15 protein-coding genes are annotated in these 16915 nt (G+C 73.4%); 5 read left to right on the top strand and 10 right to left on the bottom strand.

The features are described from left to right. The first annotated feature begins 151 nt into the window (after positions 1–151). Positions 152–1795 (top strand): LCP family protein, encoded by a 1644-nt coding sequence (locus IF30_RS0133410; RefSeq protein ID WP_234322936.1) that lies wholly within the window; start codon positions 152–154, stop codon positions 1793–1795. 151 nt (positions 1796–1946) lie between these two features. Here the strand turns inward: IF30_RS0133410 and IF30_RS0133415 are convergent, their stop codons facing one another. The 4 genes from IF30_RS0133415 to ssuE all read right to left on the bottom strand — a co-directional run bounded on the left by IF30_RS0133415 (position 1947) and on the right by ssuE (position 7594). After that, complete coding sequence (locus tag IF30_RS0133415; protein ID WP_030245521.1) at positions 1947–2987, bottom strand: glycosyltransferase family 2 protein; 1041 nt, start codon at positions 2985–2987, stop codon at positions 1947–1949. A gap of 351 nt (positions 2988–3338) precedes the next feature. Next, a complete protein-coding gene (locus tag IF30_RS0133420) occupies positions 3339–5909 on the bottom strand; it encodes an ABC transporter permease (RefSeq protein ID WP_030245523.1) in 2571 nt (856 codons plus the stop codon). 19 nt (positions 5910–5928) lie between these two features. Beyond that, complete coding sequence (locus tag IF30_RS0133425) at positions 5929–6717, bottom strand: ABC transporter ATP-binding protein (RefSeq protein WP_078891899.1); 789 nt, start codon at positions 6715–6717, stop codon at positions 5929–5931. A 322-nt stretch (positions 6718–7039) separates the two neighbouring features. Beyond that, positions 7040–7594, bottom strand: a complete 555-nt coding sequence (ssuE, locus tag IF30_RS0133430; RefSeq protein ID WP_030245526.1) for an NADPH-dependent FMN reductase — start codon at positions 7592–7594, stop codon at positions 7040–7042. Between the two features lie 379 nt (positions 7595–7973). Between ssuE and IF30_RS0133435 the strand changes: the two genes are divergently transcribed. Then, positions 7974–9296, top strand: a complete 1323-nt coding sequence (locus IF30_RS0133435; protein ID WP_030245528.1) for an LCP family protein — start codon at positions 7974–7976, stop codon at positions 9294–9296. A gap of 170 nt (positions 9297–9466) precedes the next feature. Here IF30_RS0133435 and IF30_RS0133440 read toward each other — a convergent pair whose 3' ends face one another. The 3 genes from IF30_RS0133440 to IF30_RS0133450 form a co-directional block, all read right to left on the bottom strand. Beyond that, positions 9467–10045, bottom strand: a complete 579-nt coding sequence (locus IF30_RS0133440) for a hypothetical protein (RefSeq protein ID WP_030245531.1) — start codon at positions 10043–10045, stop codon at positions 9467–9469. Positions 10046–10172: 127 nt separating this feature from the next. After that, positions 10173–11075: an arylamine N-acetyltransferase family protein gene (locus IF30_RS0133445; protein ID WP_078891900.1), complete on the bottom strand. Its 903-nt coding sequence runs from the start codon at positions 11073–11075 to the stop codon at positions 10173–10175. A 146-nt stretch (positions 11076–11221) separates the two neighbouring features. Then, positions 11222–11716 (bottom strand): peptidylprolyl isomerase, encoded by a 495-nt coding sequence (locus IF30_RS0133450; protein WP_030245535.1) that lies wholly within the window; start codon positions 11714–11716, stop codon positions 11222–11224. A 183-nt stretch (positions 11717–11899) separates the two neighbouring features. Here IF30_RS0133450 and IF30_RS0133455 point away from each other — a divergent pair, with 183 nt between their 5' ends. Further along, a complete protein-coding gene (locus tag IF30_RS0133455) occupies positions 11900–12289 on the top strand; it encodes a MerR family transcriptional regulator (protein ID WP_030245536.1) in 390 nt (129 codons plus the stop codon). Here IF30_RS0133455 and IF30_RS0133460 read toward each other — a convergent pair. After that, positions 12286–12939 (bottom strand): class I SAM-dependent DNA methyltransferase, encoded by a 654-nt coding sequence (locus IF30_RS0133460; RefSeq protein WP_030245538.1) that lies wholly within the window; start codon positions 12937–12939, stop codon positions 12286–12288. The genes IF30_RS0133455 and IF30_RS0133460 overlap by 4 nt on opposite strands. Positions 12940–13023: 84 nt before the next feature. On the opposite strand from IF30_RS0133460, the gene IF30_RS0133465 reads away from it, so the two are divergent. Then, the gene (locus tag IF30_RS0133465; RefSeq protein ID WP_030245540.1) at positions 13024–13623 is read left to right on the top strand and encodes an NAD(P)H-dependent oxidoreductase; all 600 of its coding nucleotides are present in this window, start codon (positions 13024–13026) and stop codon (positions 13621–13623) included. Positions 13624–13716: 93 nt separating this feature from the next. On the opposite strand, the gene IF30_RS0133470 is transcribed toward IF30_RS0133465, so the two are convergent. After that, a complete protein-coding gene (locus IF30_RS0133470) occupies positions 13717–14184 on the bottom strand; it encodes a GNAT family N-acetyltransferase (protein ID WP_030245542.1) in 468 nt (155 codons plus the stop codon). A 92-nt stretch (positions 14185–14276) separates the two neighbouring features. Beyond that, positions 14277–15146: an oxidoreductase gene (locus IF30_RS0133475; protein ID WP_030245544.1), complete on the bottom strand. Its 870-nt coding sequence runs from the start codon at positions 15144–15146 to the stop codon at positions 14277–14279. A gap of 400 nt (positions 15147–15546) precedes the next feature. Between IF30_RS0133475 and IF30_RS0133480 the strand changes: the two genes are divergently transcribed. Beyond that, on the top strand, positions 15547–16915 hold a 1369-nt coding region (locus tag IF30_RS0133480; protein WP_063752894.1), incomplete at its 3' end, for a UDP-glucose dehydrogenase family protein.

The raw sequence follows: 16915 nt of genomic DNA on the forward strand, positions 1-16915 counted from the left end.
ACGCCATTCAACGGAATTTGCCTGCGCTTTGTCCGGACATGGCAGATGTCACACCCGGCACGATTACTCCGTTCGGCTCGTTTACTGTGTCCGGATCGGCCCGTCAGTACGGGTGGGCCGGATCCGTGACGGTCGAAGGCAGGGGATCCCCGTGCACGAGGAGCAACCGGAAACCGGCCGGTCCCGGGTGGAGTCGGCTCCGGGTGTCCCGCGACAGCACGGCCGCCGGGCCGCCGAGGCAGCCGGGGCCCCGGCCGGGGAGGGCCGCGGGGAGGGCCGCGGGGAGACCCGCGGGGAAGGCCGCGGGGAGACCCGCCGCCGGGCGGCCGCCCTCGCCAAACGGCACCGGCGCCGACGGGTGCTCAAGTGGACGGCCGGGACCGGTGCCCTGGTCATGGTCGCGGGCTGCGGCGGGGCGTACTACCTGTACCGGCACTTCAACGACAACCTGACCTCCGTCAAGGTCCAGCTGGGCGACGAGGCACAACGCCCCCGGGCCGCCGGGGACGCGCTGAACGTCCTGGTGATCGGCACCGACAGCCGGGAGGGCCTCGGGCGCGAGTACGGCGACGAGGGCAGTGCCGGGCACGCCGACACCACGCTGCTCTTCCACATCGCCAAGGACCGGTCCAACGCGACGGTGGTCAGCCTCCCGCGGGACCTGATGGTGCCGATCCCGGAGTGCCAGACTCCCCAGGGGAAGAAGATCCCGGGCTCGTCGCGGGACATGTTCAACAACAGCCTCGGCCAGGACGGGCGCGACGCGGGCTGCACCTGGAAGACCCTCGAGAAGGCCACGGGGATCCGGGTCGACCACTTCGTGCAGGTCAACTTCGAGGCGGTGAAGACCCTCTCCTCCGCGGTCGGCGGCGTCGAGGTCTGCGCGGCCAAGAACATCGACGACGAGGGCTCCCACCTCAAGATGACCAAGGGCCGGCACGTCGTCCAGGGTGAGGAGGCGCTGGCCTTCGTCCGTACCCGGCACGCCGTCGGGCAGGGCGGTGACCTCACCCGGATCCCGCTGCAGCAGCAGTTCATCAGCTCGATGATCCGCAAGATCAAGAGCGACGACACCCTGACCAGCCCGACCAAGCTCTACAAGCTCGCGGACGCGGCCACCAAGGCGCTCACCGTGGACTCCGGCATCGGCAGCGTGGACAAGCTCAAGGACCTCGCACTGGACATCAGCAAGGTGGACACCAAGAACATCACCTTCACCACCGTGCCCGTCCTGGACGACCCCAAGGACGTCAACCGGCTCGTGCTCAAGCAGCCGGACGCCGGGCAGCTGTTCGCGATGATCGCGGGCGACCGCTCGCTGACCGGGACGGCCACCCCGCCCGCGCCCGAGGGCTCCGCCGCGGCCACCCCCGCCCCGGCCGCACCTGCCCCGGCCACCCCCGGCGCCACCACCCCGGCGGTGGACGCCAAGGGCGTCCAGGTGACGGTGCGCAACGGCAGCGGCAGGCGCGGGCAGTCCGGGCCGACCGTGGACAAGCTCAAGGCGAAGGGCTTCGCCCTGGCCGCGGTCGGCAGCGACGCACCGGTCGCGGCGGCCACCACGGTGTCCTACCCGGCCGGGCAGGAGGCCGCGGCCGACGCGCTGGCCGCCGCCCTCGCGCTGCCGGGCGGCGCCGTCCGGCCGGGCGCGAGGACGGACCCGAAGGGCGGGCTGCTGCTGGTGCTCGGCAAGGACGTCCTGGCTGCGCCCACCGCCCCGGCGGCGGCGCCGACGGAGGCACCCGAGGACCTCCAGCGGGTGCAGGCGGACGACACCGACGTCTGCGCCAAGTGACCACCGCGATACCGGGGTTCCGTCCGCCTCGCGGTACCGCCCGCCGGTCCGGGGACCGCCGGTGGCCGTCCCCCTCGGCCGTCCCGATGCGCGCCGACGACAGCGGGCGGGCGGGCGCGGCGGGCCGGCTCCGGGAGCACGGCCCCGCGCGTCAGCCGGCCTTCGAGAGCACGTCCTTCGAGGACGGGCCGATGCTGCCGATCACCCTGCGCGCCAGCGAGCGCGGCGAGGTGAGGAAGCCGAAGCCCCAGCTGAGGTGCATGGTCGCGAACGCCACCGGCAGCATCGCCCGCGCCTTGAACGACAGGCCGCGGCCCTCGGAGACGGCACCGCCGACGATGCCCAGCAGGTAGGCGGCGGGCACGGCGAGGAAGGCCGGGTGGACGGCGGCGCCGAGCACCAGCCCGAGGGTGACCGCCAGCAGGGCCGTCGGCGGGGCGAGGTAGCGCAGGTTGACCGAGCCCCGGTGGTAGCGGGTGACCACCCGGCGCCAGCGGCCGTAGTCCTTGTACTGCTTGGCCAGCGCCCGCACCGAGGGCCGGGGCCGGTACGTCACCTTGAGCTGGGGGGTGAACCAGACCAGGCCGCCGTCCTGGCGGATCCGGTAGTTGAGCTCCCAGTCCTGGGCGCGGATGAACTCCTCGTTGTAGCCGCCGAGCTTCTCCAGCACCTCCCGCCGGAAGACCCCGAGGTAGACGGTGTCCGCCGGTCCGGCCAGGCCGCCGGTGTGGAAGGCCGCGTTGCCGACGCCGATCTTGGAGGTCATCGCGGCGGCGACCGCGTGCTCCCACTCGGTCTCGCCCTCGGCGTGCATGATGCCGCCGACGTTGGCCGCCTCCATCTCGCCGAGCAGCCGGACCGCCGTCACGATGTAGCCGGGGGTCAGCAGGCCGTGGCCGTCCACGCGCACCACTATCGGGTGGCGGGAACCCCGGATCGCGGCGTTCAGCCCGGCGGGCGTCCGGCCGGTGGGGTTGCCCACCGTCCGCACCCGCGGGTCCTCGGCCGTCAGTTCGGCCGCGATCTCGTCGGTGCGGTCGGTCGACGGGCCGAGGGCGATCACCACCTCCATCGGGCCGGGGTATTCCTGGTCCAGGATGCGGCGGACCGCCGTGCGCAGGTGACGTTCCTCATTGAGCACCGGCATGATCACGGAAACAGCCGGCAGCTCCTCAGCAGCCTTGGTGTTCATCGGGGCCAACCGTACCGGTGCGGACGTGCCTCCGTCTCGTCCCGGTCCGGGCGCCGGAGTGCACCTCGGGGCTCGTCGGCGGCTCTGTGATCAAGAACACCGGCCTCCCCCGGCGGGGCGGGCCCGGCTCGGGTGGATCCGGTGTCGGTCCGGGGTGGATTCGGAGTGCGTCGCGGGCCACCGTGACCACCGCGGCTCCGGGCAGGGCGAGCCGGTTCACCAGGTCACCGGGTGCCGGCCGGACCGGACCGGACCGGACCGGGCACGTGACGCCGCAGGGGGGGCCGGGTGCTGTGCGCACCCGGCCCCCTGCTCCCCCGGTCTCCCGGCCCGACGCCCCCCGGCGCCGGGTCAGTCCGTCGCGATGGCCCCGAGGACGTTCATCCGTCCGGCCCGGAAGGCCGGGACGAGGGCGGCGACCAGGCCGATCACCACCGAGGAGACCAGGGTGACCGCGATCGTGGTGGTGGGGACGGAGAGCGTCCCGAGGCCCTGGTCCCGCAGGACCCCCTGGGCGGTGACGCCCCAGGCGAGGCCCAGACCGGTGCCGAGGACGGCGCCGAACACCGCGATCACCACGGACTCCAGCCGGACCATCCGGCGCAGCTGGCGGCGGGAGAGCCCGATCGCCCGCAGCAGGCCGATCTCCCGGGTCCGCTCGACCACCGACAGCGCCAGCGTGTTGACCACGCCCAGCACGGCGACCGTGATCGACAGGGCGACCAGGCCGTAGATCAGGTAGAGCAGCGTGTCGATCTGGGACCGCACCAGTTCCTTGTAGCCGGCCTGGTCCTTGATGGTCAGCTGCGGGTACTCCTTGAGCCCGTCCTGGAGGGCGCTGAGCGTCTTGGCGACGTCGGTGCCGGAGGAGGCCTTCGCGAAGAACGTCCACACCGGCGGCTGCTCGGCGGCGGGGACCGCCGCAGCCATGGTGTCCATGCCGACGAAGGAGGCGTCGCCGAACAGCCCGCCCTTGGCGAGGACCGCGCCGACCGGCAGCACCTGGGTGCGGCCCCTGCCGTAGTCGACGGTGACTCGGTCGCCGGTCTTCAGGCCGTGGTCCTTGGCGAAGGCCGCGCCGATCGCCAGCGAACCGTGCCCGACCGAGTCCACCGCGCCGGAGTCGACGGTCGGCCGGAAGTCGGTGCCGAAGAAGGCGGGCGGCACGGCGACCAGGCGCGTCTTCGCCGCCTGCCCGTCCGCCGTCCCGACCTTGGCGCCCGGGAAGCCCCGCTGGACGGTGACGTGGTCGATGCCCGGGGTCCGGCGCACGATGTCCAGCACCTCCGGGGTCACGTCGGTGCGGCCGCCGTCGACGATGTAGTCCACGCCCACCGACCTGTCGATCTGCGAACCGGCCGAGGTGACCGCGGAGGAGCTGAACACCGCGGAGGCGATCACCAGTGCCAGGCCGATCATCAGCGCGGCAGCGGTGGCGCCGGTACGGCGGGGGTTGCGCATCGCGTTGCGCTGGGCGAGCTTGCCGGACGGGCCGAACGCCGCCGGCAGCACCGCGCCGAGCACCCGGACGACGGCCGAGGCCAGCAGCGGGCCGAGCACCACGAAGCCGACCAGGGTGAGCACCACGCCCAGCCCCAGGTACTCGCCGCCGGTGGCCGCCTTCTGCGACCGGGCGCCGAGCACCAGCAGGGCGCCGCCGGCCGCCGTCAGCAGCACGCCGACGGCCGTACGGACCAGGTTGGCGCGGCCTTCGGCCGGGGTGCCGTGGTCGCGCAGGGCGGCCATCGGCGAGATCCGGCTCGCCCGGCGGGCCGGGAACCACGCCGCGACCAGGGTGACCACGATGCCGAGCGCGTAGCCGGCGACGAACACGTCCGGCCCGATCCGCAGGTCGGCCGCCTTGAGGTCCATGCCGATCGCGTTCATCAGTCTGATCAGGCCGACCGCGACGCCCAGCCCGGCGGCGACCCCGAGGGTCGAGCCGAGCACGCCCAGGATCAGCGCCTCGGCCAGCACCGAGCCGTTGACCTGCCGGCGGCTGCCGCCGATGGCGCGCAGCAGGCCGATCTCCCGGGTGCGCTGGGCCACCAGCATGGAGAAGGTGTTGATGATCAGGAAGCCGCCGACGATCGCCGAGACGAAGGCGAAGCCGAGCATCGCGTACTTCATGAAGTCCAGGCCGCTGCCGATCTGCTTGGTGTTCTCGGCCTTCTGCTCGGCCGCGGTCTTGACCTGGTAGCCGCCGCCGACCGCGGCCACCGCCTCGGCCTTGAGCCGGTCGTTGCTGCGGCTGCCGTCGCCGAACGCCTCGATCGAGGTGTAGGCGGGCTCGCCGAGCAGCAGCTGCTGGGCGGTGGCGGTGTCCAGGAAGCCGAGCGCCGCGCCCGGGTTGGTGGTGGTGAAGGTGGCGATGCCGGCGACGGTGAAGTCGTGCCTGCCGGCGGAGTTCTCGACCCGGATCCTGGCGCCGAGGCCGAGCTTGGCCTTCTTCGCGGTGTCCGCGTCCAGCACCAGTTCGCCGGAGTCCTGCGGCGCGTGGCCGGAGGTGATGGCGACCGGGCTGCGCGGGGTGTCGGTCCAGTTGCCGAGCAGGGTGGGGGCGCCGCTGGTGGGGCCGACCAGCTTGTTGGTCGCCGGGTCGACCAGGATCGCGTTGCCGACCATGACCTGGCCGACGGCCTTCTTCACGCCCGGCACGGCGGCGACCCGGTCGGCGAGCGCGACCGGGACGGTCGGCGGCTTGACGGCGGCCTGCTGCTCCTCGTCCTCGGCCGGCTTGGGCGGCTGGACCGAGACGTCGGAGGCGGTCGCGGCGAAGAGTCTGTCGAAGGTGCCGGTGGCGGTGTCGGAGAACACCAGGGTGCCGGAGACGAAGGCCACCGACAGCACGACGGCGACGAGCGAGAGCACCATCCGGCCCTTGTGGGCGAAGAAGCTCCGCAGTGAGGTCTTGAGCAGCATGGTCGCGTGGTCCCGTCGCTCAGCTGGTCCGCTTGCCGTCGAAACGGCGCATGCGTTCGAGGACGGAGTCGGCGGTGGGGGCGTGCATCTCGTCGACGATCACGCCGTCGGCGAGGAAGAGCACGCGGTCCGCGTAGCCGGCAGCGACCGGGTCGTGGGTCACCATCACCATGGTCTGGCCCAGTTCGTCCACCGAGCGGCGCAGGAAGGTCAGCACCTCGGCGCCGGCCCGGGAGTCCAGGTTCCCGGTGGGCTCGTCGCCGAAGATGATCTCGGGGCGGGCGGCCAGCGCCCGGGCCACCGCGACGCGCTGCTGCTGGCCGCCGGAGAGCTGGGTCGGGCGGTGCTTGAGCCGGCCGGCCAGGCCGACGGTCTCCACCACCTGGTCCAGCCAGGCCTGGTCGGGCTTGCGGCCCGCGATGTCCATCGGCAGCGTGATGTTCTCCAGCGCGTTCAGGGTCGGCAGCAGGTTGAACGCCTGGAAGATGAACCCGATCTTGTCCCGGCGCAGTCTGGTCAGCTGCTTGTCCTTGAGGCCGGTGATCTCGGTGTCGCCGATCCGGATGCGTCCGGCGCTGACCGTGTCGAGCCCGGCCAGGCAGTGCATCAGGGTGGACTTGCCGGAGCCCGAGGGGCCCATGATCGCGGTGAACCGGCCGCGCTGGATGTCGACGTCGACCGCGTCGAGCGCGGTGACCCTGGTCTCGCCCGAGCCGTACGCCTTGGTGACCTGACGGGCCGAAGCGGCGACGGCGGAGGCTCCGCCGGGAAGCTGGGGGTCGTACACGGCTGCTGCTGCCGTCGTCACTGGAGTCTCCTAAGGAAGATGCACTCACCCGTCGCCCCCGGCCTCGCGGGACCGCCCGCCCCGCCGCATGGCGCAGGAGGCGGTCCTCGACCGGGAGTCGGCTCCACCCTCCCGGTGGACGTGGCCACCGGACCCGACGGAACCGGGCCGCTTCCTGGCGGGCGGGGATGTGTGAACCACGTTAGGAGCGGCCGGCGGACGGCTCGTCATCCGCCGGAATGAAGCCGCTCAACCAGGGTCGTACGGGGTGCGGGGCGTCTTCCCCTAGGGGTGGCCGCGGCCCGCCTCGGGGACGCCCCGTACGGGCCGCGGCGCCGTTCGCTCAGCCGGTCAGCGCCGGTGCGGACACCCGCTCCAGCGCGGTGGCGAAGCCCTCCACGACCGGGGACAGCAGGGTTTCCGTCCCGCGCTCCAGCACCGTCGTCCCGTCCTCCCGGGCGGCCACGTCACGGTCGAGCACGAACCAGCCCTGGGTGATGTGGCCGGCGCCCATCGAGCTGAGCACCGGGCGCAGCGCGTAGTCCACCGCGAGGACGTGCGCGGGCGAGCCGCCGGTGGCCAGCGGCAGGACGACCTTGCCCGCGAGGGCGTACTGCGGAAGGACGTCCAGCAGGGCCTTCAACAGGCCCGAGTAGGCGGCCTTGTAGACGGGGGTGCCGATGACCACGCCGTCGGCGCGGGCGAACAGCTCGGTGGCGGCGACGATCCCGGGGTGGTCGAAGTCGCCCGACAGCAGCGCGTGCGCGGGCAGGCTGCGGGCCTCGAGGGGCACGACGTGGTGGCCGCGCTCCGCCAGCAGCGCGTCGACGTGGCGCAGCAGGCGGGTGGTGCGGGAGGTGGGGGACGGGGAGCCGGAAACGGACAGGACGACGGCCATGGGTTCACCTCTGGCTGGAAGCGGGGCGGCGCTGCGCAGCGGGGGAGGCGCTGCGGTGGGTTGCCGGGGCCCGACGGGGGGCGCTGCGTCCACGGGACGTGCGGGCTCCGAGGGGCGTGCGTCAGCCGCGACAGAGCGAACAGGCCACACCGCTGCGCAGGTCGACGTGCCGCCGACGCGTGAGTGCCCGACTCCGGTCCATGCCCGGAATGCAAACACGCTGTGTTCGAGCCGGTCAAGAAACGTTTCGGCAGCCGGAACGCGGAGTGTCGGGACGTTACGGCGGAACGATCCGGTGCGTGCATCAAAACGGCTACAAGAGGCCTGGTGGGGCCCCCGGGGGGAGTCAGCACGACCGGGGTCGGGCATCCTCGACGGCATGAACACGTGGCAGGAAGGCCGCCCGGGGGGCGGCGGGAACCCGTACGGCGGCAGCGGCGGAGGCGGCGCGGCGGCCGAGCCGCCGCTGCCGGCCTCGCTGAACCCTCGTGGGGCCGGGGCGGCCACGCCGCAGCAGCCGGGGCAGCCGGGCCCGTCCCGGCTCGGTGGCGTCCCCCCGCAGGGGGCCGGCGCGCCCGGCATCCGCCCTGGCGGGGCCGGGGGCCCCGGCGGCCCTGGCGGCCCCGGCGGTTTCGGTGACTCCGGGGGCCAGGGCGGTCCGGGCGGTCCCGGGGGGCCGGGCGGCGCCTGGTCGACCGCGCCGCAGGCCAAGAGCTGGCCCCCGCGGCGGATCGTCAAGTGGTCGGTCTTCGGGCTGCTGATCGCCGTCATGGTGACCGCCGTCTCCACCTGGTTCTGGGCGGACTCCAAGCTCAACCACGAGAACGTGCTCGCCGACTACCCCGGCCGCCCAGCCGCGGGCAAGGGCACCAACTGGCTGATCGTCGGCTCCGACAGCCGCCAGGGCCTCACCGACTCCGAGCAGGACGACCTGCACACCGGGCACGACACCGAGGGCAAGCGCAGCGACTCGATGATGATCCTGCACATCGGGGACAACGGGAACACCCTGATGAGCATCCCGCGCGACTCCTGGGTGCCGATCCCCGAGCACGCCGGCAGCAACGGCAAGCCGGTCAAGGGCACCACCGCGAAGATCAACTCGGCCTTCGGCGCCGGCGGCGGACGCCTGCTCGCCCAGACCGTCGAACTCAACACCGGCATCCGCATCGACCACTACGCCGAGATCGGCTTCGCCGGCTTCGTCGGCATCGTCGACTCCATCGGCGGCGTCGAGATGAAGATCGACCAGCCCGTCAAGGACAAGGACTCCGGCCTCGACCTCCAGGCCGGCGACCAGGTCCTCACCGGCAAGCAGGCCCTGGCCTTCGTCCGCCAACGCCACCAGATGGCCGACCAGGACCTCGGCCGGATGCGCAACCAGCAGAAGTTCCTCGGCGCCCTCGCCCACCAGGCCGCCTCCCCGGGCAACGTGCTCAACCCGTTCACCTTCTACCCGCTGGTCGACTCCGCGCTCGGCACCCTGATCGTGGACGACGACTGCGGACTGACCGACCTCGGCTCGCTCTTCCTCGCCATGAAGGACGTCAACGGCGGCAACGGCAAGTCCCTGACCGTCCCGATCGGCAACCCGGACTACCGGACCAAGACCGGCGAATCCGCGGTGCTGTGGGACGCCACCAAGTCCAAGCAGCTCTTCGACGCCTTCAAGAACGACACCGCGGTGCCCGACACCAAGTGACCGCCACCCGCCTCCTGGGCCGCCCGGTCCAGGAGGCGGTCGGTCGCGCTCCACGGCCCGGAGGTGCCGGCCGCCCGCGAGCTGCCGGGCCCGTCGGCGTTGGGCCTCCGGAGCAGGGCCCCCGGCGTCAGGGCCGCCGGGTCAGGACCCCGGCATCAGGGCCCCGGGGATCAGGGCTGTCCTGCGTCGGCCTGGCCGGCGGACGGCAGCAGGCCCGTGCCGCACTCCGGGAAGCGGACCAGCCACTCCCCCTCGTCGCCCCCGGCCTCGGTGGCGCCCGAGTAGCCGTAGTGGATCGGCTGCCGCTCGCCACCCAGCCAGCGAGCGTGCGCCAGCTGCACCGACAGGGCGGCCGGGCGGTGCGGGGCGGGCTGCTCCAGCACCAGTTCGTGCTCGGTCTCGCCGGGGCGGAAGGTCACCACGGTCTCCGTGCTCAGACGGCGGGAGAAGGCGCGGACGCCGTCCCCCCAGGAGGCGGCGACCGTCACGGCGAGCGTGCCGTCCAGACTGCCGGTGCCCGGCCGGACGTACTCCTCGTCGCCCACCCAGCGGGCGTGGTGGCGGACCTCCTCCCCGCCCCACCGCTCGTCCCAGCGCACCCAGTAGCCCGCCACCCGCTTGACGGTCATGCCCTCGCGGACGACGCGGACCGCGAACCGCGCCGGGCCGACCGGCTCGCAGGAGTCCAGGGAGACCACCGTCACCTGCTCGTACGTCACCTCGCCGTCGTCGGCGCTCTGCTCGATCATCGGTGAACCACCTTGCCGGAAAGTCGAGTCGGACCGCGGCTTCGGCCGCGTCCGTGGAGAGCCTAGGGCGGGGCCGTTCAGGGGCGGGGGGAATGCGCGGTTCCGGCCCGGGCGGCAGCCGGCCCGGCTACCCTGCCCTTCGGCCGTCCCGGCCTCCGGCTGTTCCGGCCTCCGGCGGTGCCGCCGCTCCCGTGACCTGGCCGGGCAGCCGGTCGAGCGTGATGCCGAAGTGCTCGCGGTACGCGGCCGGTGCCTCGGCGTCGGTGAGCTGCCGCTCGGTGCGGGTGCCGTCGGGGGCGGTGCCGATGAGCCGGTTTCCGGCGAGCGTGATCCGGCCGCCGTCCGCGGTGGGCAGGGAGCAGGTGGTGGAGCGGGTGAAGTGCGAGTCCGGCGACGTGCTCTGCCACCAGCAGGTCGGGGCGAAGTCGGCGAGCGGGTACGGCCTCGGGTCGAGGCGGTACTGCGGGGCGCCGTCCAGCAGGACGTCCAGCTCTCCGTGCGGGCCGTACGGGACGACGGTGAAGGTGCCGTCCGGGTCGGGCTGGGGGCCGCGGGCGTCCAGGCGCAGCGGGAGCCGGCTGAACCGGCCGAAACCGACGTCGACCAGCCAGGGCTCGTCCAGGTCGACCCGCAGCGCGAGGTGGTCGAACGGCGGCCCGGGGCACTCCCCGTCGAAGACGCGGCCGGCCAGCAGGCTCACCCGGTAGCCCAGGGAGCGCAGCAACTCGGCGAAGGCGCCGTTCAGTTCGTAGCAGAAGCCGCCGCGCCGCCGGTCCACCAGCTTCGCCACCAGGGCCGCCGGGTCCAGGACGACGGGCTCGCCGAGGTGGACGCTCAGGTTCTCGAAGGGGACGGTCCGCAGGTGCGCCTGCTGCAGCCGCGCCAACGCCAGCGCCGAGGGTTCGCCGGGATCCGGCACCCCGATGCGTGCCAGGTACGCCGCCCGCGCGGCGGGCGTCAGGCCCTCGTACGCCGTGTCGCGGCCCTCGTACACCGTGTCGCGGCCCTCGTACGCCGTGTCGTGGTCCATCCGCCCATTCCATCCGGGCCGGGGGCGCCCGGCCATCGGACCTTCGGCTTAGGACCCGTCGCCGGGAACACCGCCGCCCCGGAGTGGGAGGTCGGCCGGGCCGACTCTCCGCTCCGGGGCGGTACGCGTGCCGCGGGCAGGAGCGACTACTCCACCACGCCGGACTTGGCGATGCTGATCTTGGCCGAGGTGCGGCCGCTCTGCGAGCCGAGCGACTCGACCTTCTTCACCACGTCCATGCCCTCGACGACCTCGCCGAAGACGACGTGCTTGCCGTCCAGCCAGTCGGTGACGATCGTGGTGATGAAGAACTGCGAGCCGTTGGTGTTGCGGCCGGCGTTCGCCATCGAGAGCAGGCCCGGGCGGTCGTGCTTGAGCTGGAAGTTCTCGTCCGCGAACTTCTCGCCGTAGATGCTCTTGCCGCCGGTGCCGTTGTGGTTGGTGAAGTCACCGCCCTGCAGCATGAAGGACGGGATCACGCGGTGGAAGCCGGAGCCCTCGTAGCCGAAGCCGTTCTGGCCGGTGGCCAGCTCGCGGAAGTTGCGGGCGGTCTTCGGGACGACGTCGTCGTACAGCTTGAAGACGATCCGGCCGGCCGGCTCGTCGTTGATCGTGATGTCGAAGAAAACGTTGGAAGCCATGCAGGGATCATGGCATGTGCGGCAGGGCCCCGCGCGTCGCCCCCCGGGCGGCCGGGCCCGGGGCCGCTGTGTCGGCGGCGTCCCCGTTCACCCTCCGGCCGGAACCCCGGAAGCTAACATCGGTGCCAGGTCCGAGGCCAGGGCAGCAGGGACGGGCCGGATCGGGAGGACGGGGTGGACGGCATGCGGATCGGCGAACTGGCCCGGCGGACGGGCGTGAGCGAGCGCTCGCTGCGCTACTACGAGCAGCAGGGACTGCTCGTCGCCCGCCGCACCCAGGGCGGCCACCGGGAGTACCCGGAAGCGGCGGTCGACCGCGTCGTGCACATCCAGGAACTGTTCGCGGCCGGACTGCACAGCCGCACGATCCACCGGCTCCTCCCCTGCATGCGGGACTCCGACGGTAGCCCGAACGAGGTCGCGACCCCCCTGCTGGTCGAGGAACTCACCGCCGAGCGCGAGCGGATCGACCGGATGATCGACGACCTGCTGCGCTCGCGCGAGGTGCTGGACGAGGTGATCGCGACCGCCTCCGGGCAGCCGCAGCAGCAGCCGTCGCCCGAGGCCGCCTAGGCCTTCGGCTTGCGGGCCAGGACGTAGGCCTGCTGGGTCTTCTCCTCGCCGTCCGGCTCACGGACCGTCCGGCTGGTGACCGGCAAGCCGGCCTCGCGGGCCAACTCCTCGACGCGCTCCGGCCGCAGTCGGCGGAAGTCCAGCGAGACCGGGTGGCCGAAGGGCTGGTCCAGGCGCAGGGGCTCGTCGCCGACCTGGAAGGCGAGCAGCAGGTAACCGCCCGGGGCGAGCACCCGCGCGAACTCGGCGAACACCTCCGGAAGGCGCTCCGCCGGGGTGTGGATGATCGAGTACCAGGCCACCGCGCCGGTCAACTCGCCGTCCCGGAAGGGGAGGTCGAAGAGCGTACCGACGCTGAACGGCACCCCCGGGCAGGCCTCCCGGGCCAGCTCGACCATCCGCGGCGAGAGGTCGATCCCGCACACGTCCAGGCCGAGCCGGTGCAGGTGTCCCGTCACCCGGCCGGGGCCGCAACCGAGTTCGGCCGTCCTGGCGTCCGCGCGCTCGGCGCGGACCAGGTCGGCGAAGAGCGCGAGAATCGCCCGGTCCGTCGGCATGCTGTCCATCGCGTCCCGGAAACGGTCGGTGTAGTCGGTGGCGATGGCGTCGTAGAACGCCCTGGTGGCGGTGAGGAATTCCGGCTCGCTCATGGTCCGGCACCCTACCCGGCGCCCGCCCCGACCACCCCGCCTCACTAGCATTGCCGACGCCAACGAGCCGAAGGGGGACGGACCATGAGCGGCACGATCGGGGTCTACCTGGCGCATCCGCGACCGGGCAGCTTCAACCACGCGCTGTACGAAGCCGTGGTGGACGAACTGCGGGGGCGCGGCTGCGAGGTCCGGGCGCACGACCTCTACGCGGAGGGCTTCGACCCGATGCTGACCACCGAGGAGACCGGCACGGTGGCCGCGGCGGACCAGTCCTCGGACCTCCGACTCGCCCTGCACCGCGCCGAGGTGGCCACCCTGGACGGGCTCGTGCTGATCCACCCCAACTGGTGGGGCATGCCGCCGGCCGTCCTGGCCGGCTGGGTGCAGCGGGTGCTGGTCCCCGGCGTCGCCTACAAGCTCGGCACGGCCGACGGCGAACCGGCCGGGCTGCTACGGGCCGGGCGCGCCCTGGTGCTGAACACCTCGGACACCCCCGAGGCCCGGGAGCGCGAGGAGTTCCACGACCCGCTGGAACGGATCTGGGGGGCCTGCGTGCTGCCGTACGTCGGCGTCACCGACGTCCGGCGGACGGTGTTCCGCACGGTCACCGACGCCTCCGCCGCCGAGCGCGCCGAGTGGCTTCGCCAGGCGCGGGAGCAGGCGGCGGCGCTGATCGGCTGAGGCCCGGACTCCGGGCCAGGCCTGCGGGCGCACGGGTGTAAGGGCTCACGGGCTCACGGGCTCACGGGCTCACGGGCCCACGGATCGCCGGGCCTACAGCTCCAGCTCCGCCACGGCCTGGTCGCCGCTCAGCTCGCCGGTCGGGCGGAAGCCGAGGCGGGCGTAGAACCCCGCCGGGCCGTCCGGGCCCGGGACGTGGGTGACCGTGGCGCGGGTGCCGCCCCGGCGGCGGATCTCCGCGCAGACCTGCTCGACGGCGAAGCGGCCGTAGCCGCCGCCCTGGCACCCGGCGTCGACCAGCAGGCGCCAGAGGCCGGAGCGGGGGCGGTCGTCCGGCTGCCCGGGGTGGAAGCGGAAGTCGAAGAAGGCCATCACGAAGCCGACCGGCCGCTCGCCGTCCAGGATCAGCCGGGGCCAGGCCGCCTCCCCGTGCGCATAGGCCTCGGCCAGCGACTTGACCACCGGCGCGACCAGGCCCTCCTGGTCGGGGCGCACCCGCAGGGCGAGGGCGGCGTCGAGGTTCTCGGGGGTGATGGCGGCCAGGCTGAGCTCGGATGGCATGACGGGCAGCCTACGAAGCGCCGCCGCCCGCCGTCGCCCGGTTTTCCCCGGGCCTGCGGGGCGGCCCCGCAGCCCCGGGGAGCGCCCCTCGCTCAGGCCCCGGCCGGGAAGTCGGTGCCGCGGCCGACCTCCGCCCAGGCCTCGGCTTCCTGTCGCGCGCCGTCGAGGTGGGCCAGGACGGCGTCCACGGCGTCGCTGCCGAGCGCGAGCCGCAGCGGGGTCGGCTCGGCGTCCAGGGCGGCCAGGATCGCCGCCGCGGCCTTCGCCGGGTCGCCGGGCTGCTTGCCGTCGGAGTCCGGCAGGCCGGTGCGGACCGGGCCGACCACCGGCTCGTACGCCTCGATCGGGGTGGTCCGGGCGAGTGCGCCGCCGCCCGCGAACCCGGTCCGGAACGCGCCCGGTTCGACGACCAGCACCTTGATCCCGAACCCGGCGACCTCCTGGGCCAGCGCCTCGGACAGCCCCTCCAGCGCGAACTTGGTGGCCGAGTAGGCCCCCACGCCGGGGAAGGAGAACCGGCCGCCCATGCTGCTCATCTGCACCACCGCTCCCGAGCCCTGGGCCCGCATGTGCGGCAGGACGGCCCGGGTCAGTGCGGCCGGGCCGAAGAAGTGCAGGTCCATCAGGTCCCTCAGCTCGCCGTCGGTGTACTCCTCGACGGCGCCGATCAGGCCGCGCCCGGCGTTGTTCACCAGGACGTCGATCCGCCCGTGCCGCTGCACGGCCTCGGCGACCACGGTGGCCGCCCGTTCCTGGTCGGTCACGTCCAGCCGGACCGGGAACAGCCGCTCCGGGTGCGCGGCGGCCGACTCCGCCAGCGCCTCGGGGCGGCGGGCGGCCGCGACGACGGTGTCGCCGGCCGCCAGGGCGGCCTCGGTGATCGCCTGGCCGAAACCGGAGTTGGCGCCGGTGACCAGCCAGACCCGGCCGGCGGGCTGCTGCTCGGGCGTGCTGCTGCTCATGATCCGTGGTCTCCCGTGATCGTCTTGCGGTGCTTGCCAGTTGACGATCATTTATGACACCGGGCGAGCGGATCCGTCCAGGATCGTTCGGCGCCGGGCGGCAAAACGGCACCCGTCCGCGGAGGTCGCGGCCTGAGGTCGGGACGGGTCGCGCGAGGTCCGCGAGTGTGCGCGAGGTGCACGTGGTCCGCGAGGCTCGCGAGGGATCCCTCACCCCCACCGCGGCGAACCGGTCGGCCCCCGTCAGGCCCGGGGCCGGCTACCGCTCGGTAGCAGCCCTGGGGTACCGACCTGCGACCGCCCGGAAGTCCCGCGCGCGCGGGTGATCCCTGCACGCCAGGACGGGACGGATAGCATCAGGGACGTCCGTACCGGTCGAGTCCGCATCCAGGGAGCACCCGTGACCCTCCGCATCTCCGTGATCGGCACCGGCTACCTCGGCGCCACGCATGCCGCGGCGATGGCCGAATTCGGCTTCGAGGTGCTGGGCCTGGACATCGACCCCGACAAGATCGCCATGCTCACCGCCGGCCGCGTCCCGATGTACGAGCCGGGGCTGTCCGAGCTGCTGCTCAAGCACGTGGCCGGCCACGAGGGCTCCACCGGGCGGCTGCGCTTCACCACCTCCGCGCAGGAGGCCGCCGAGTTCGGCGACGTGCACTTCGTCTGCGTCAACACCCCGCAGCGCAAGGGCGAGTTCGCCGCCGACATGTCGTACGTCGACACCGCGATCGACGACCTCGCGCCGTACCTGACCAGGCCCGTCCTGGTGGTCGGCAAGTCGACCGTCCCGGTCGGCTCGGCGGGGCGGCTGGCCGAGCGGCTGGCCGCGCTGGCGCCGGTCGGCGAGGGCGCCGAACTCGCCTGGAACCCGGAGTTCCTGCGGGAGGGCTTCGCCGTCCAGGACACCCTGCGGCCGGACCGGATCGTGGTCGGCGCCCAGAGCGAGCGGTCGGAGCGGCTGCTGCGCGAGGTGTACGCCGAGCCGATCGCGGCGGGCGTGCCGTTCATGGTCACCGACTACGCGACCGCCGAACTGGTCAAGGCCGCCGCCAACTCCTTCCTCGCCACGAAGATCTCCTTCATCAACGCGATGGCAGAGGTCTGCGAGGCGGCGGGCGCGGACGTCACCCAGCTCAGCAAGGCGCTCGCCTACGACGAGCGGATCGGCGGCAAGTTCCTCAACTCCGGTCTCGGCTTCGGCGGCGGCTGCCTGCCCAAGGACATCCGCGCGTTCATGGCCCGGGCCGGCGAACTCGGCGCGGACCAGGCGCTGACCTTCCTGCGCGAGGTCGACTCGATCAACATGCGCCGCCGCTCCAGGATGGTCGAGCTGGCCCGCGAGCAGTGCGGCGGCGGCTTCCTGGGCCGCCGGGTCGCCGTCCTCGGCGCCGCCTTCAAGCCCAACTCGGACGACATCCGGGACTCCCCCGCGCTCAACGTCGCCGCCCAGATCCAGTTGCAGGGCGCCCAGGTCACGGTCTACGACCCGAAGGCCGTGGACAACGCCCGCAAGATGTTCCCCTCCCTCACCTACGCCGGCTCCGCCCTGGAGGCCGCCGAGGGCGCCCACGTCGTACTGCACCTCACCGAGTGGGCCGAGTTCCGCGAGCTGGACCCGGCGGAGCTGGGCGCCGTGGTCGCCGAACGCCGTCTCCTCGACGGCCGCAACGTCCTCGACGCCGACGCCTGGCGCGCCGCCGGCTGGACCTACCGGGCCCTCGGCCGCCCCGCAGCTCGTACCGATCACCGTCGAAGGCCGTGCGCAC

It is taken from the genome of Streptomyces sp. NRRL S-350 (assembly GCF_000719705.1).
Classification (GTDB): Bacteria; Actinomycetota; Actinomycetes; order Streptomycetales; family Streptomycetaceae; genus Kitasatospora.

What these genes read in the sequence shown, in the direction of transcription:
- IF30_RS0133415 (WP_030245521.1), bottom strand. Translation starts at nt 2,987, where the DNA reads ATGAACACCAAGGCTGCTGAGGAGCTGCCGGCTGTTTCCGTGATCATG.
- IF30_RS0133420 (WP_030245523.1), bottom strand. Translation starts at nt 5,909, where the DNA reads ATGCTGCTCAAGACCTCACTGCGGAGCTTCTTCGCCCACAAGGGCCGG.
- ssuE (WP_030245526.1), bottom strand. Translation starts at nt 7,594, where the DNA reads ATGGCCGTCGTCCTGTCCGTTTCCGGCTCCCCGTCCCCCACCTCCCGC.
- IF30_RS0133435 (WP_030245528.1), top strand. Translation starts at nt 7,974, where the DNA reads ATGAACACGTGGCAGGAAGGCCGCCCGGGGGGCGGCGGGAACCCGTAC.
- IF30_RS0133440 (WP_030245531.1), bottom strand. Translation starts at nt 10,045, where the DNA reads ATGATCGAGCAGAGCGCCGACGACGGCGAGGTGACGTACGAGCAGGTG.
- IF30_RS0133445 (WP_078891900.1), bottom strand. Translation starts at nt 11,075, where the DNA reads ATGGACCACGACACGGCGTACGAGGGCCGCGACACGGTGTACGAGGGC.
- IF30_RS0133450 (WP_030245535.1), bottom strand. Translation starts at nt 11,716, where the DNA reads ATGGCTTCCAACGTTTTCTTCGACATCACGATCAACGACGAGCCGGCC.
- IF30_RS0133455 (WP_030245536.1), top strand. Translation starts at nt 11,900, where the DNA reads ATGCGGATCGGCGAACTGGCCCGGCGGACGGGCGTGAGCGAGCGCTCG.
- IF30_RS0133460 (WP_030245538.1), bottom strand. Translation starts at nt 12,939, where the DNA reads ATGAGCGAGCCGGAATTCCTCACCGCCACCAGGGCGTTCTACGACGCC.
- IF30_RS0133465 (WP_030245540.1), top strand. Translation starts at nt 13,024, where the DNA reads ATGAGCGGCACGATCGGGGTCTACCTGGCGCATCCGCGACCGGGCAGC.
- IF30_RS0133470 (WP_030245542.1), bottom strand. Translation starts at nt 14,184, where the DNA reads ATGCCATCCGAGCTCAGCCTGGCCGCCATCACCCCCGAGAACCTCGAC.
- IF30_RS0133475 (WP_030245544.1), bottom strand. Translation starts at nt 15,146, where the DNA reads ATGAGCAGCAGCACGCCCGAGCAGCAGCCCGCCGGCCGGGTCTGGCTG.